We start from the raw sequence: 15,896 nt of genomic DNA on the forward strand, positions 1-15,896 counted from the left end.
CCCGGCGGATTGTAGACAATCTGCACTCCTCGCTGCACGGGTGGCGAAGCAGGCGGTATAGTCCGCCGACATTCGATCACACACGCATCGGGACATCCCCGAGCAATCCGGTTTTTGCCCTGGAGATTGACATGAACCACAAGAATCCCCTTCGCGCGGGTTTCAAGCGCAAGCTGCTGCCGATGCTCGCCGCCGCGATGCTGCTGGAAGGCTTCGCGTTCTCCGCTCATGCCGCCGACGCAGTCGTTCTCTACACGGCTGACGGTCTCGAAAACCTCTACCGCGACGTGCTGCCGGCCTTCGAGAAGAAGGAAGGCGTCAAGGTCAATATCGTGACGGCCGGCAGCGGCGAAGTTGTGAATCGCGCCAACGTCGAGAAGGATTCGCCCAAGGCCGACGTGATCGTCACGTTGCCGCCGTTCATCCAGCAGGCGCAACAGAGCGGTCTGCTGCAGGCGTACCAGAGCGCGAACTACAAGAATGTGCCGGCCATCGCCAAGGCGCCGGACGGCGCGTGGGCAACGTTTGTGAACAATTACTTCTCGTTCGCGATCAACCCCGACGTCGTGAAGAACGAACCGAAGACGTTCGCTGATCTGCTGCACCCGGACTACTCGGGCAAGATCGCGTACTCGAACCCGGCAACGGCAGGCGACGGCATGGCCGTCATCATCCTGACGACTTCGCTGATGGGTGAAGACAAGGCGTTCGACTACCTGAAGAAGCTCGAGCAGAGCGCCAAGTTCCACACGAAGGGCACGGGCTATCTCGACGTGCTGCTCTCGCGCAACGAAATCTCGGTGGCCAACGGCGACCTGCAGATGGACCTCGACGATGCAGCCAACGGCGGCCTCTCGCTCAAGCCGATCTTCCTCGCAGTTGACGCGAGCAGCCATCCGACCACGTTCCAGCTGCCGTACGCAATCGGCCTGATCAAGAACGGCCCGAACCAGGCGGAAGGCAAGAAGCTGATCGACTACCTGATGTCGACTGATGTGCAGTCGAAGGTGCCGGACATTTTCGGCATCCCGGCTCGCACGGACGTGGCGCTTACGGGTAAGAACGGTGAAGCGGTCAAGAAGTCGATCGCCGGCGTGAAGGTCATCCCGGTGGACTGGAATCAGGTGATGGCGAAGAAGGCCGACTGGTCCGCGCGCTGGAAGAACGAAGTGATCGGCTCGTCGGGCAAGCAGATCGAAGTCGTGAAGCCGAAGTAAGCATTTAAGCCGTATCGGTGTCACTTTGTTTGGGCCGGGGTGGGTGCCGAGGCGCTTACCCCGGCCCACAGTTTTGCATCGGATGGGACCGTGAGCGCTGATGTTCCGACTCTGGCCGCCACGCCAGGTCCCACCGGCAGTTTTGCATGGGACCAGAGCCAGCGATGAAGCGCTGGCTCTGGTTCACATAGGAGATGAACCGGTGAATACCGCAAGCCTCGCGCCGGCCGGCATGGCCCGCGCGCAGCCGGAAGTGTCCGGCATGACGGGCAAGGAGACCGCGGGCGTCGCGGGTGTGCAGATCGACCATCTGAGCGTTCGTTTCGGCACCCGCACGGTCCTCGACGATCTGTCGCTCACGATTCGTCGCGGCGAGCTGTTGACCGTGCTCGGCCGCAGCGGATGTGGCAAGACCACGTTGCTGCGCTTTATCGCCGGTTTTATTGAAGCCGATGGACTCTCCGGCTCGCTTTCCGTGGCGGGCCACGATCTGACTCACGTGCCGCCGCACCGGCGCAACCTGGGTCTGCTCTTCCAGAGCTATGCGCTGTTCCCGCATCTTTCGGTGTTCGAGAACGTGGCGTTCGGGCTCAAGGCGCGGGGCGTGCCGGCGCGCGAAATCGCGCGACGCGTGGCCGACGCGCTCAAGCTCGTGCAGCTCGGCGATTCGGGTCACGTGATGCCCGCCCAGCTCTCGGGCGGCATGCAGCAGCGTGTGGCGCTCGCGCGTGCGCTCGTGATCGAGCCGGATGTCCTGTTGCTCGATGAACCGCTTTCGGCGCTCGACGCCAATCTGCGCGCGTCGGTGCGCTCCGAACTCAAGGCGCTCCACGAGCGCCTGCCCGACCTCACGATTGTGTGCGTTACGCACGATCAGGATGACGCGCTGGTGCTCTCAGACCGCACGCTGCTGATGCGCGATGGCCGCATCGCACAACTCGGCACGCCGCAGGAACTCTACGACGCGCCGGCCGACGCTTACGTCGCCCGCTATCTCGGCGCCGCGAACCTGCTGCCGCCGAACATCGCGTTCCCCGTCGGCGATCCGCGCCACGATGTGCGCGACAAACTCGCGTGCCTGCGTCCGGAAAGCCTGCGCATCGCGCCGCTCGGCGACGGGTCGCTGCACGGCACGATCGAATCGGTCGAATGGTATGGCTCGGTGCTGTCGGTGCCGGTGCTGCTCGACGCGATGCCGAACGAACCGGTGCTGGTCACCATGCAGCGCGGCCACGGCATGACGCCGGAAAAAGGCATGCGCGTGTCCCTGCGTTACGAGGCAGACGATGTCGTCCTTATCAACCCCTGACTCCGCGGGGCTCGCGCCGCACACCGCCGGCGCGCACGCGGCCGCCGTGCGTCGCCGCGAGCGGCGTGCGCAGTGGCACATCGCGTTCCTGCTCGTGTTCGTGCTTGGGCCGATCGTGGTGTATCCGCTCGTGCGTCTCGTGCTGTTGAGCCTCACCGGCGCGCACGGCCTGAGCTTCCACGCCTATACGTCGTTTTTCTGCAATCCCGAATCGCGTGGCGTAATCGGCACGACGCTGCTGATCCTGTTCGTGAGCGGGAGCCTCGCCTCGGTGCTCGGCGTCGCGCTCGCCGCGATCCTGTTCTTCAAGCCGTTTCCGGGCGCGCGCCTCGTCACGCGCTTTCTCGAACTGTTCGTGGCGTTCCCGTCGTTTCTCGTCGCGTTCACGCTGATCTTTCTGTATGGCTCACAGGGCTCGGTCAGCATCGGTCTGCAGCGCCTCTTCAATCTGCAAGCGCCGCCGCTCGACTTTCTGTTCGGCATGGGCGGCGTGATTCTCGCGGAAGTCGTGTTCTACGCGCCGTTCGTCGTGCGCCCGACGCTCGCCTCGTTCGCGTTGCTCGACATGCGTCTGATCGAAGCCGCACGCAGCCTCGGCGCGAATACGTGGATGGTCGCCGCTCGCGTGATCCTGCCGCTCGCATGGCCGGGCATCGCAGCGGGCACGATCCTCTGCTTCCTGCTGACGTTCAACGAGTTCGGCATTTTGCTCGTGCTTGGCAGCGCACACCTCGTCACGCTGCCGGTAGCGATCTATAGCTCGGCCACCGTCGACCTCGATCTGCCGACTGCTGCCGCTGGCGCGGTCGTGATGCTCGCCATGTCACTTTCGCTTTATGCGTTGTACCGGCGCGTGAACCGCCGTAACCAGGGAGGCGCTCGCAATGTCCGCTGATCCCGATCAAATCGCACTGCCCCCGCAGCATCACCGCGCTCGGCCGGTGGAGCGCGGTCTTGTTGCCCGGATCGCTGGCGGCGTGCTGCTCGGCCTCGCCGCGCTCCTGTGTTTCTGGTTGTTCGTGTTGCCCGTGATCGTCGTCGCGCTGTCGAGCGTCGCGTCGCACTGGTCCGGCACGATTCTCCCCGATGGCTTCAGCATGCGCTGGTTCGAGCGCCTCGGGTCGAGCGACTTCGACGCGCTTGTCACGAGCCTCGAAGTCGGCTTCGGCGTGGCTGTGCTCGGCACGGCACTGGGGCTCTGGCTTGCGCTGGCGCTGGAAGGGCGCGACCGGCGCGGCCTCGGCGCGATCGTCGACACGCTCGCGATGGTGCCCAACGGCGTGCCGAGTGTCGTGCTCGGCCTTGCGGTGCTCATCGCTTATCACAAGGCGCCGCTCGATTTGTCGAGTTCCGCTGCGATCGTCGTGTTCGTGCAACTCGCGCTCGTGCTGCCGTTCTGCTACCGGTGTGCGTCGGCCGCGCTGCGCCCGGAGTTGACCGTTCTGCGCGAAGCGGCGGCGAGTCTCGGTGCGCCGCCGTCGATGGTGTTGCGCCGGGTCGTGCTGCCGCAACTCGTGCCGGCCATCCGAGCCAGTCTCGCGCTCGGCTTCGCACTGTCGCTTGGGGAACTCGGCGCGACGCTCACGGTATATCCGCCTGGCTTCGCGACGGTGCCGATCGTGGTGGTGGGAGCCGTCGAGCGCGGCTATTACCTGCCGGCATCGGCGCTGTCGCTGATTCTGCTCGTCGTGTCGCTCGCGGCACTGCTGATGATCGCGGCGCGCGTGCCGCGCCGCCGTGCGGACTGAGCACATGCCCAGTGCGCTGCGCGCAGCGCAAGAACGCAACGACGCGACAACGCCCGACCGGGACGTTGTCGCGCCGATCGCGATGGTGCGCGACCATTCGCTGACCGAACTCGTGCGCGACGAGATCGAGCGACGTATCGAAGCGGGCATGCTCGCGCCAGGAGACAAGCTTAACGAGGCCGATTGGGCCGCGCGTCTGCAGGTCTCACGTGGACCGGTGCGCGAGGCGTTTCGCGTGCTGGAGCAGGCGGGGCTCGTGCGCAACGAGAAGCATCGGGGTGCGTTCGTGCGTAGCGTGTCGGCGCGTGAGGCCGCGGAACTGGGCGTGGTGCGCACGATTCTCGAAGAGGCGGCGTGCCGGACGCTGGCGACGCGGATAGACGCAGCTCAGGTGGCGGCGCTGCGTGAGTGCCTGGATGCGATGCGCGACGCGCTCGCTCTCGACGATCGCAGAGCATACGGCGACGCACGCGATGCGTTTCGTGACGTGCTTGTGATGGCCGCGGGCAACGGAAAGCTGCACGAGGCGTATCGACGGTGCGTGAGCGAGTTGCGCCTCGCCGCGCGCGCGAAGCTGCCCGGCGCTGAGGTGCTGCATGCGTCGTATGCGGCTTACCGCGCGATCCTGAGCGCGTTGGCATCACGCAAGGCGGACGAAGCCGCTGCACTGATACACGCGCAGAACGGCTGACGCGGATTTGGCGCGGCTTGGGCTGTGATGAATGCAGGCGGCGATGGGCGCCGCCGCGATCGAAACAACGAGGGGGAGCGATGCCACTGAGTCTGGCGGATATCAAAGGACTGTTCGACAGCTACGGCGATGTTGCATACAGCGGCGAGCCGGTTACGCAGTTGGAGCACGCACTGCAGAGCGCGGACCTTGCCGAGAAGGACGGTGCGGGCGAGGAGTTGATCGCGGCTGCGTTTCTGCACGATCTGGGGCATTTGCTGAACCGCCAGGGCGAGACGCCGACGGTACGGGGTATCGACGATCTCCACCAGTACTTCGTGCTTCCGTTTTTGCGTGCTGTAATGCCGGACGCCGTGTTGGAGCCGATCAAGTTGCACGTCGATGCCAAGCGTTATCTGTGTGCTGTTGATGATGCATATTTTGGCCGTCTTTCTGCTGACTCGGTGCGCAGCCTGGAATTGCAGGGGGGGATTTTCAGCGCGGAGCAGGCGCGTGAGTTCCAGGGGCGGCCATTTGCAGAAGACGCAGTGCGCCTGCGTCGGTGGGACGATCTCGCCAAAATTGCGGGCAAACCGACACCGGACCTCAACCACTACCTGTGGATCGTCGAGCGCGTAATGCAGCGTCACTCGTGATCCGGTTTCACCCGATCGACGCTTGAAGCCGTGTTTGGTGGGGCGAGTGTTCTCGCCGTGGACCTTTCGCGACGCTACTGCCTTGTTGAAGGCGCGATGGTGAAGTGGAACATGTCATGTGGATATACGTAATCCGACATTGACATTAATTCGTACTCCAGATCATAAGAGCGGTGTGTGGACCGGGATGGCTGGCATGCATGGGGTGCCTTGGTGACCTGCGGTTGCGCGCAAATCCCGGGCCCTAGCCAAACCGACGCGGCTCGCGCGCCCGTATAACCCGTCTATTGAGTCTGGCTTGGGTATATATGCATGAGACTTGGAGCTTTGCTGGCTAGCCCATGCCGGCCAGCTTATGAGCTGGCACCAGTTAAGCAGGGAGTTGGCTTCGTTAGTGTAAGAGTGGGTCGGACAGCCCCCCGCTGAAAAACCGCTTGCAAGAACGCCCGGTGGTCACTAGAATCCCGGTCTTTCGCGCTTTCGGATGAAGGCGCGGGGAAGCGGGAAGCCCTTGTGGGTGGGAGTAGGCGGGCGGCAGCGGTAGTGCCGGACAGGTTGATCGAAGTAAAAAACCTGTTGACAGAAAGCCCGGCAGTCTTCATAATCTCGTTTCTCTGCTGCTGACGCAGCGACGCAGGAAACGCCGGGTAGTGAGTGGTTTAACGGCGTTTTCGCGAACGATCTTTAAAAATTTACAGCCGATAAGTGTGGGCGCTTGATGTGCTGACGCGGCTCATCCGGTTCTTCGGAGCGGGATGGGAGTAGCGAAAGTATCAAGAGTCTCACACTAAAGTAAGTCAGGTTTTTGAATTTATTCAGAACCTGTCAGCTTTGAGTGAGCGACCTGTCCCGAGAGGGACAGAAACAAGTAACAGGTATTGAACTGAAGAGTTTGATCCTGGCTCAGATTGAACGCTGGCGGCATGCCTTACACATGCAAGTCGAACGGCAGCACGGACTTCGGTCTGGTGGCGAGTGGCGAACGGGTGAGTAATACATCGGAACATGTCCAGTAGTGGGGGATAGCCCGGCGAAAGCCGGATTAATACCGCATACGATCTATGGATGAAAGCGGGGGATCGCAAGACCTCGCGCTATTGGGGTGGCCGATGGCGGATTAGCTAGTTGGTGGGGTAAAGGCCTACCAAGGCGACGATCCGTAGCTGGTCTGAGAGGACGACCAGCCACACTGGGACTGAGACACGGCCCAGACTCCTACGGGAGGCAGCAGTGGGGAATTTTGGACAATGGGGGCAACCCTGATCCAGCAATGCCGCGTGTGTGAAGAAGGCCTTCGGGTTGTAAAGCACTTTTGTCCGGGAAGAAATCCCCTGAGCTAATACCTCGGGGGGATGACGGTACCGGAAGAATAAGCACCGGCTAACTACGTGCCAGCAGCCGCGGTAATACGTAGGGTGCAAGCGTTAATCGGAATTACTGGGCGTAAAGCGTGCGCAGGCGGTGATGTAAGACCGATGTGAAATCCCCGGGCTTAACCTGGGAACTGCATTGGTGACTGCATCGCTCGAGTATGGCAGAGGGGGGTAGAATTCCACGTGTAGCAGTGAAATGCGTAGAGATGTGGAGGAATACCGATGGCGAAGGCAGCCCCCTGGGTCAATACTGACGCTCATGCACGAAAGCGTGGGGAGCAAACAGGATTAGATACCCTGGTAGTCCACGCCCTAAACGATGTCAACTGGTTGTCGGGCCTTCATTGGCTTGGTAACGTAGCTAACGCGTGAAGTTGACCGCCTGGGGAGTACGGTCGCAAGATTAAAACTCAAAGGAATTGACGGGGACCCGCACAAGCGGTGGATGATGTGGATTAATTCGATGCAACGCGAAAAACCTTACCTACCCTTGACATGTACGGAATCCTGCTGAGAGGCGGGAGTGCCCGAAAGGGAGCCGTAACACAGGTGCTGCATGGCTGTCGTCAGCTCGTGTCGTGAGATGTTGGGTTAAGTCCCGCAACGAGCGCAACCCTTGTCCCTAGTTGCTACGCAAGAGCACTCCAGGGAGACTGCCGGTGACAAACCGGAGGAAGGTGGGGATGACGTCAAGTCCTCATGGCCCTTATGGGTAGGGCTTCACACGTCATACAATGGTCGGAACAGAGGGTTGCCAAGCCGCGAGGTGGAGCCAATCCCAGAAAACCGATCGTAGTCCGGATCGCAGTCTGCAACTCGACTGCGTGAAGCTGGAATCGCTAGTAATCGCGGATCAGCATGCCGCGGTGAATACGTTCCCGGGTCTTGTACACACCGCCCGTCACACCATGGGAGTGGGTTTTGCCAGAAGTGGCTAGTCTAACCGCAAGGAGGACGGTCACCACGGCAGGATTCATGACTGGGGTGAAGTCGTAACAAGGTAGCCGTATCGGAAGGTGCGGCTGGATCACCTCCTTTCCAGAGCTCATCGCTTCAGCGCGTTGAAGCGCTCACACTTGTCGGCTGTAAAGAAGACAGACTCAGGGGTCTGTAGCTCAGTCGGTTAGAGCACCGTCTTGATAAGGCGGGGGTCGATGGTTCGAATCCATCCAGACCCACCACTTTGTCTGCATAAGGCGAAAGCGGATCCCTCGAGTATGTATGACTGGGGGATTAGCTCAGCTGGGAGAGCACCTGCTTTGCAAGCAGGGGGTCGTCGGTTCGATCCCGTCATCCTCCACCAATCCTCAATGCTCAGTGTCCGGTACACACCGGATATTTAGCATTGGCGATTGAGCCAGTCAGGGCGATGTGAGTAAAAACCATATCGGCTGTCGTTCTTTAACAATCAGGAAGAAGTAGTAAAGAGATTCATCCAAAACACACTTAGAGATGGGTGTGGAGTAGGTGAATCAGGGTTGTGATTGTATCGATGTATTTTTAAGTTCCTCGAAAGAGGGCTTTGGAATACGGCACAACGCTAAAACTCAACCTGTAGCGAGTGTGATCAACGCGGGAAACTGCGAAGAGACATACCCGTTATAGGGTCAAGCGAACAAGTGCATGTGGTGGATGCCTTGGCGATCACAGGCGATGAAGGACGCGGTAGCCTGCGAAAAGCTCCGGGGAGCTGGCAAACAAGCTTTGATCCGGAGATGTCCGAATGGGGAAACCCACTCCTTATGGAGTATCCGTAGCTGAATACATAGGCTACGTGAAGCGAACGCGGTGAACTGAAACATCTAAGTAACCGCAGGAAAAGAAATCAACCGAGATTCCCAAAGTAGTGGCGAGCGAAATGGGAAGAGCCTGTACTCTTTATCTGAACTGTTAGCCGAACGCTCTGGAAAGTGCGGCCATAGCGGGTGATAGCCCCGTAGGCGAAAACAGATTGGAAGAACTAGGTGTACGACAAGTAGGGCGGGACACGTGAAATCCTGTCTGAAGATGGGGGGACCATCCTCCAAGGCTAAATACTCGTGATCGACCGATAGTGAACCAGTACCGTGAGGGAAAGGCGAAAAGAACCCCGGGAGGGGAGTGAAATAGATCCTGAAACCGCATGCATACAAACAGTCGGAGCCTCGCAAGGGGTGACGGCGTACCTTTTGTATAATGGGTCAGCGACTTACATTCAGTGGCGAGCTTAACCGAATAGGGCAGGCGTAGCGAAAGCGAGTCCGAACAGGGCGTCCAGTCGCTGGGTGTAGACCCGAAACCAGGTGATCTATCCATGGCCAGGTTGAAGGCACGGTAACACGTGCTGGAGGACCGAACCCACTAACGTTGAAAAGTTAGGGGATGAGCTGTGGATAGGGGTGAAAGGCTAAACAAACCTGGAAATAGCTGGTTCTCTCCGAAAACTATTTAGGTAGTGCCTCGTGTATCACCTTCGGGGGTAGAGCACTGTCATGGTTGAAGGGTCCATTGCGGATTACTTCGCCATAGCAAACTCCGAATACCGAAGAGTGCAATCACGGGAGACAGACATCGGGTGCTAACGTCCGGTGTCAAGAGGGAAACAACCCAGACCGCCAGCTAAGGTCCCTAAATATTGCTAAGTGGGAAACGAAGTGGGAAGGCTAAAACAGTCAGGAGGTTGGCTTAGAAGCAGCCACCCTTTAAAGAAAGCGTAATAGCTCACTGATCGAGTCGTCCTGCGCGGAAGATGTAACGGGGCTAAGCAATATACCGAAGCTGCGGATGCGAGCTAGTCTCGCATGGTAGGAGAGCGTTCCGTAAGCCTGCGAAGGTGCACTGTAAGGTGTGCTGGAGGTATCGGAAGTGCGAATGCTGACATGAGTAGCGATAAAGGGGGTGAAAGGCCCCCTCGCCGTAAGCCCAAGGTTTCCTACGCAACGTTCATCGGCGTAGGGTGAGTCGGCCCCTAAGGCGAGGCAGAAATGCGTAGCTGATGGGAAGCAGGTCAATATTCCTGCACCATTGTTGAATGCGATGGGGGGACGGATCGCGGAAGGTTGTCCGGGTGTTGGAAGTCCCGGTCCTTGCATTGGAGAAGGCGCTTTGGCAAATCCGGGCGCGGAATTCAAGGGTGTGAGGCCATCCACTTAGGTGGAGAAGCAACTGGAAGTGGTTCCAAGAAAAGCCTCTAAGCTTCAGTTCAACAGTGACCGTACCGCAAACCGACACAGGTGGGCGAGATGAGTATTCTAAGGCGCTTGAGAGAACTCGGGAGAAGGAACTCGGCAAATTGGTACCGTAACTTCGGGATAAGGTACGCCCCTGTAGCTTGACTGGCCTGCGCCAGAAGGGTGAAGGGGTTGCAATAAACTGGTGGCTGCGACTGTTTAATAAAAACACAGCACTCTGCAAACACGAAAGTGGACGTATAGGGTGTGACGCCTGCCCGGTGCCGGAAGATTAAATGATGGGGTGCAAGCTCTTGATTGAAGTCCCGGTAAACGGCGGCCGTAACTATAACGGTCCTAAGGTAGCGAAATTCCTTGTCGGGTAAGTTCCGACCTGCACGAATGGCGTAACGATGGCCACACTGTCTCCTCCCGAGACTCAGCGAAGTTGAAGTGTTTGTGATGATGCAATCTCCCCGCGGCTAGACGGAAAGACCCCATGAACCTTTACTGTAGCTTTGCATTGGACTTTGAACCGGTTTGTGTAGGATAGGTGGGAGGCTGTGAAGCGGGAACGCTAGTTTCCGTGGAGCCGTCCTTGAAATACCACCCTGATCTGTTTGAGGTTCTAACCTTGGTCCGTGATCCGGATCGGGGACAGTGCATGGTAGGCAGTTTGACTGGGGCGGTCTCCTCCCAAAGGGTAACGGAGGAGTACGAAGGTACGCTAGGTACGGTCGGAAATCGTGCTGATAGTGCAATGGCATAAGCGTGCTTGACTGCGAGACTGACAAGTCGAGCAGGTGCGAAAGCAGGTCATAGTGATCCGGTGGTTCTGTATGGAAGGGCCATCGCTCAACGGATAAAAGGTACTCTGGGGATAACAGGCTGATACCGCCCAAGAGTTCATATCGACGGCGGTGTTTGGCACCTCGATGTCGGCTCATCTCATCCTGGGGCTGTAGCCGGTCCCAAGGGTATGGCTGTTCGCCATTTAAAGAGGTACGTGAGCTGGGTTTAAAACGTCGTGAGACAGTTTGGTCCCTATCTGCCGTGGGCGCTGGAAGTTTGAGGGGGCCTGCTCCTAGTACGAGAGGACCGGAGTGGACGAACCTCTGGTGTACCGGTTGTGACGCCAGTCGCATCGCCGGGTAGCTATGTTCGGAAGAGATAACCGCTGAAAGCATCTAAGCGGGAAACTCGCCTCAAGATGAGACTTCCCCGGGGACTTGATCCCCTTGAAGGGTCGTTCGAGACCAGGACGTTGATAGGTCAGGTGTGGAAGCGCAGTAATGCGTTAAGCTAACTGATACTAATTGCCCGTAAGGCTTGATCCTATAACAGGTATGCCTCCCTCCCCTGATGGAGAGAAGCGCGTACAGGTTGAGATCACGTGTTGTGCCTGAAACAACACAACCCCAATTCAGCAACACACACTCTTTACGCTTCTTCCCGATTGGCTGTGGCGCGATAACACCGCGACGCAGCAACCCGTCATGCCTGATGACCATAGCGAGTTGGTCCCACCCCTTCCCATCCCGAACAGGACCGTGAAACAACTCCACGCCGATGATAGTGCGGATTGCCCGTGTGAAAGTAGGTAATCGTCAGGCTCCTTATGCTGTAAAGTTCGAAACCCCGGTGTCTCCGAAAGAGCGCCGGGGTTTCGGCGTTTATGCGCCGGTGAAGCCACTCCGGAGCGATACGCTGAAGCGCAAGACCGTAGCGGACGTACCGCGGCGCAAGCCCGGGACGCTGGGCCTGCCGGTCGCGCCGTGAAACCGGAAACGGAAGCCGCAATAAAAAGCCGTCCCGAAGGACGGCTTTTTTATTCACTTCATCGTCTGCTGCACGCCGGTCTGCCGACGGGGCTCCTTTACGGTCCGCGCTCGCCGAAGTCCGGCACGGATTAACCGGAGTTCTCACTCGCTAAACTACCGACGACGCATCAGTGCGGGACCCTATCAGTCGCTGTCGACACAATTTTCGATATCGACAAATCGCACGCCTAACCGGCGAACTGCTCCTGCGTCAATTCTTCGAGTAGCGCCATATCCCGAGCAATGACCTCCGGAAGATGCGCACGCAGAAACTCCACCCACGTCTTCGTCTTGGCATCGACGAATTTGCGTGACGGATAGAGCGCGTACACGTTTGTCTTGTGCAACTTGTGCTGCGGCAGCACGCGTACGAGGGTCCCGTTACGCAACCCTTCAATCGCTGCATATACCGGCAGGACGCCGATTCCCATGCCTTCGCGAATCGCGACCGCAAGCGATTCCGCAATGTTCACCTGCACCGGGCCGTCGACGTGCATCTCCACACTACCTTCTGGTCCTTCAAGCGTCCATTCGTGCGCCGGAGACGCGGGAGTCTTCAGTATCAGACAGTCATGGTGCGCGAGGTCCGCAGGCGTGCGCGGGGAGCCGTGCATATGCACATAAGCCGGTGACGCGCACAGGATGCTGTAGGTCGAGCCCAACTGATGTGAAACCAGTTCGGAATTCGGCAGTGACGAAGCCGTCACAACCGATACGTCGCTGCTGCCCTCGAACAGGTCCGGCATGTTTTGCGAGAGCGTCAGATCCACTGTCACTTCGGAATGCAGCGCGCGATAGCGTGAAATGGCCGGCAGTACGTATTGTTGTCCGATGCTGGCGAAGCTATGCATGCGAAGCGCGCCAGCAGGCCGTTCGTGAGCACAACTCGCTTCTTCTTCGGCGCTGTCGACGTCGGCGAGAATCTGCGTGCTGCGTACGAGATACCGTTCCCCAGCGGGCGTCAGCGCGAGGCGGCGCGTCGAACGATTGAGCAGCCGCGTGCGCAGATGCGCCTCCAGTTCCGACACGGCGCGTGACATTGCACCGGTCGTGGAATTAAGCGACTGGGCCGCTGCGGTGAAACTGCCAGCTTCGACGACGCGGACGAATACCCGCATGTTTTGTAGCGTATCCATCAAACCTTCTTGTTCGACACAGAAACCATATTGTCCGCCGCACAGACGTCGACATTGTTGAGTGATCTGGAACGCACGTTACCGGTCGATACCATTAATTCACCCGGATGACGCTCCTACAATCGGCGCATCAATCTCTGTCTGCGCAAGCAGCATTCTTCATCACAGCCCGAGCCTAGTGCACCTTTCATGAGTGGCCACCAAGCGATTCATCGAGCGTTCGATTCACCTCGCAGTGCGAAAGTGTTTTGGCGCGCTGCGAGGCGCGCACTGCGCGAATGGCCGTCCGCGGAAGGTGCAATCTGGCTGCATCTCCTTAAGACAGTCATGGCGGGCTTGCTCGCGATGGGCATGGCGATGCTACTCGACCTGCCGCAGCCGCGTATTGCGATGACCACGGTGTTCGTGCTGATGCAGCCGCTTTCGGGCATGGTGTTCGCGAAGAGCGTGTACCGGATCGTCGGAACGGTCGTCGGGATGATCGCGGCGGTCGTGCTGGGGGCAGTGTTTGTCCAGCAGCCCGAACTTTACATTCTCGGCATGACCGGATGGGTGGCCGCCTGTACTGCGGCTGCCATGAGGAATCGACATTTTCGCTGGTACGCTTTCGTGCTCGCGGGCTACACCGCCGCACTGATCGGCATTCCGTACGTGACGCAGCCCAACGGGCTCTTTCTTGCGGCACTCGGACGAGGGGCCGAAGTGGCAGTCGGCATTCTCTGTTCGGGGATGGTCAGCGCCGTGATCGTGCCCCGCCAGACCGGTACGCTGCTCGAGCAAACGTTGCGCACACGGTACGTCAATTTTACTGCGTTTGCCTCAGGCGTGCTGTCGGGCGGGTTGGAGCGCCGTGCGTTCGAAGGGCGCTTTGCAGGTCTTGTCGACGATGTCGTTGGTTTCGAGGCGACGCGTGCGTTTTCGTTCTTCGAAGATCCGACGATGCGTTCGCGCAGTCAACTGCTCGCGCGTCTGAATAGCGAATTCATGGACGCGTGTGCGCGTTTGCATGCGCTGCGCCAGTTACTGAAGCGCGTGCATCGCGGTACCACCTCGATAGCGCCGCTAGCACCCTGGTTCTCTGAGCTTGCGGCATTACTCGCACAACCACAACTTCACAACGAGAGTGATCGCGCCTGGGTGCTGCGTCTGGCCGATGCATTGGAGACATGGCAGCGAACCTTGCCGAGGAATGTGCGTGAGGCACGGCGCCCGCTAGAAGCAGCGTCACCTGACGCGCTGCAGGACTTCGATACCTCGGCCGAACTCATGTACCGGTTCACGACCGAGATCGTGTGTTACAGCCGCACCTACGCATCGGTCATGCACCCGGCTCTCACGAAAGAGCCGCCCGCTACGCGCTACGTGCCGCGCACGAGCTGGTACGTGGTGGGGTTCACGTTCCTGCGCACCGCGGCGGTGATGGCGGCGGTCGGATGGTTCTGGGTCGAGACGGACTGGCCGAGCGGCGGTATGGCGATGATCGCAGCGGCGCTGACTTGTGCGCTCACGTCGTCGGCATCGAGCGCGACACGTCTCGCCATGCAGATGGCCGTCGGCGCTATGTGCGCCGCGATCGTGGGCTATCTCTTTATTTGCTACGTGTACCCGAACGTCGACGGGTTTCCACTGCTCTGCGCGACGCTCGCGCCAGTGTTGGCAATTGGTGCCTTTTTGGCCACGCGGGGGCGCATCGCTGGCTACGGCGTGGGTTTTTCGGTGTTTTTCTGCCTGCTTGCGGGTCCCGACAATGTGATCGCCTACGCGCCCGATCTGCTGATCAACAACGGCATTGCGATTGTCGCGACGATGCTGTTCGCGTCGCTCGTGTTCGCGGTGTTGTTTCCTGCAGACACGAAATGGTTGATCGAGCGCATCTGTGGCGAACTGCGCGGCCAGGTTGTGATCGCGTGCAGGGACGAGCTGCGTGGCCTCGGTCAGCGATTCCAGTCGGGTACACACGACCTGATGCATCAGCTACGCCTGCTGTTGAACGGCAGGCAGCACGAGCATCGGCGGGCGCTGCGCTGGATGTTGCTCACGCTCGAAGTCGGACACGCGATGGTGGATCTGCGTCAGGAAGCGCAGTCGGCAATCTGGCTGGCCGAACTCGATGCGCGATGGGAGCCAGCTCTTGCACGCGTGCAAGCCGATATCGCTGGGCTTTTCGAGCGCCCCGACGTGGAGATGGTTGATCGAGCATTGATATCGGTGCGTTCCGCGACATGGGTGGCTCAGGAGGCGCACGGTGCCGTCCGCCACGAGCGCGATTGTCGTCATAACGTCGAGCGGCTCCTGAGCTATCTCCATTTCATCAGAAGTGCGCTGCTCGATCGCGATGGGCCGCTCGGTACGTTAGCGCGGCGTCGAATGCGTATTGACGCGCAATTGTGCAAGGTGGCTTGAATGGTTTGGGCAAAAGTTCCGCCCAATTGTGTCTGGATTTGGAAGGGTCCCTTCCAACCTGGCGTGTTAATCAATTTGACGCGGGGTCATATATTCGGGCTGCTACCAGTCCAGCACCCGCGTGTACTGGAGAGAAAAATGAAGTACGTGAAGATCGCCGTTCTGGCTTGTTCGTTGTTTGCTGCGGCTGCGGCCCAGGCGCAAAACGAAGTTCCAGCAGCGAGCGCTCCTCCGCAGGGGACGCAAACCGCAGCTTCGCAGGCTGTGGCGACACCTTCCCAGGGCGAAATCTCCAAGCCGGCGCGCAAAGATGATTGCGTCGGCCCCGCAGGTTTCTGCATCAATTACTTCGGTAGCTGAACTTGACGGCGCGCCGACATTGTGACCGCGCAGGCCGGCTTTTTGCCGCGACATC

General features: G+C 59.5%; 9 protein-coding genes, 2 tRNA genes and 3 rRNA genes. 13 read left to right on the forward strand and 1 reads right to left on the reverse strand.

Features of this window, described 5'->3' with window-relative positions:
• Positions 1–131 precede the first annotated feature (131 nt).
• The 11 genes from phnS to rrf all read left to right on the forward strand — a co-directional run bounded on the left by phnS (position 132) and on the right by rrf (position 11,735).
• On the forward strand, positions 132–1,217 hold the full coding sequence (phnS, locus tag L0U80_RS18125) for a 2-aminoethylphosphonate ABC transporter substrate-binding protein (protein WP_233867925.1): 1,086 nt from the start codon (positions 132–134) through the stop codon (positions 1,215–1,217).
• 202 nt (positions 1,218–1,419) lie between these two features.
• The gene (gene phnT, locus L0U80_RS18130; RefSeq protein WP_373322221.1) at positions 1,420–2,526 is read left to right on the forward strand and encodes a 2-aminoethylphosphonate ABC transport system ATP-binding subunit PhnT; all 1,107 of its coding nucleotides are present in this window, start codon (positions 1,420–1,422) and stop codon (positions 2,524–2,526) included.
• On the forward strand, positions 2,504–3,421 hold the full coding sequence (locus tag L0U80_RS18135) for a 2-aminoethylphosphonate ABC transporter permease subunit (protein ID WP_233867929.1): 918 nt from the start codon (positions 2,504–2,506) through the stop codon (positions 3,419–3,421). Before phnT ends, L0U80_RS18135 begins: the two co-directional genes overlap by 23 nt.
• A complete protein-coding gene (phnV, locus tag L0U80_RS18140) occupies positions 3,411–4,274 on the forward strand; it encodes a 2-aminoethylphosphonate ABC transport system, membrane component PhnV (protein ID WP_233867932.1) in 864 nt (287 codons plus the stop codon). The genes L0U80_RS18135 and phnV overlap by 11 nt, the downstream gene beginning before the upstream one ends.
• Before the next feature lie 82 nt (positions 4,275–4,356).
• The gene (locus tag L0U80_RS18145; protein WP_233871407.1) at positions 4,357–4,965 is read left to right on the forward strand and encodes a GntR family transcriptional regulator; all 609 of its coding nucleotides are present in this window, start codon (positions 4,357–4,359) and stop codon (positions 4,963–4,965) included.
• An 80-nt stretch (positions 4,966–5,045) separates the two neighbouring features.
• On the forward strand, positions 5,046–5,600 hold the full coding sequence (locus L0U80_RS18150) for a phosphonate degradation HD-domain oxygenase (protein WP_233871410.1): 555 nt from the start codon (positions 5,046–5,048) through the stop codon (positions 5,598–5,600).
• Positions 5,601–6,480: 880 nt separating this feature from the next.
• Positions 6,481–8,011, forward strand: a 16S ribosomal RNA gene (locus tag L0U80_RS18155).
• 66 nt (positions 8,012–8,077) lie between these two features.
• Positions 8,078–8,154 (forward strand) — tRNA-Ile (locus tag L0U80_RS18160).
• Positions 8,155–8,200: 46 nt separating this feature from the next.
• Positions 8,201–8,276: transfer RNA gene (locus L0U80_RS18165), tRNA-Ala, on the forward strand.
• 302 nt (positions 8,277–8,578) lie between these two features.
• Positions 8,579–11,459 (forward strand): 23S ribosomal RNA (locus L0U80_RS18170).
• A 162-nt stretch (positions 11,460–11,621) separates the two neighbouring features.
• A 5S ribosomal RNA gene (gene rrf, locus L0U80_RS18175) occupies positions 11,622–11,735 on the forward strand.
• The 16S, 23S and 5S rRNA genes sit together here with 2 tRNA genes alongside, the layout of an rRNA operon.
• A gap of 395 nt (positions 11,736–12,130) precedes the next feature.
• On the opposite strand, the gene L0U80_RS18180 is transcribed toward rrf, so the two are convergent.
• Positions 12,131–13,078 (reverse strand): LysR family transcriptional regulator, encoded by a 948-nt coding sequence (locus tag L0U80_RS18180; protein WP_233867935.1) that lies wholly within the window; start codon positions 13,076–13,078, stop codon positions 12,131–12,133.
• Between the two features lie 189 nt (positions 13,079–13,267).
• Between L0U80_RS18180 and L0U80_RS18185 the strand changes: the two genes are divergently transcribed.
• Together L0U80_RS18185 and L0U80_RS18190 are read left to right on the forward strand one after the other, a co-directional pair.
• A complete protein-coding gene (locus tag L0U80_RS18185) occupies positions 13,268–15,481 on the forward strand; it encodes an FUSC family protein (RefSeq protein WP_233867938.1) in 2,214 nt (737 codons plus the stop codon).
• Between the two features lie 138 nt (positions 15,482–15,619).
• Positions 15,620–15,841 (forward strand): hypothetical protein, encoded by a 222-nt coding sequence (locus tag L0U80_RS18190; RefSeq protein ID WP_233867954.1) that lies wholly within the window; start codon positions 15,620–15,622, stop codon positions 15,839–15,841.
• The last annotated feature ends 55 nt before the right edge of the window (positions 15,842–15,896 follow it).

It is taken from the genome of Paraburkholderia adhaesiva, assembly GCF_021390575.1.
Taxonomy (GTDB): domain Bacteria; phylum Pseudomonadota; class Gammaproteobacteria; order Burkholderiales; family Burkholderiaceae; genus Paraburkholderia; species Paraburkholderia adhaesiva.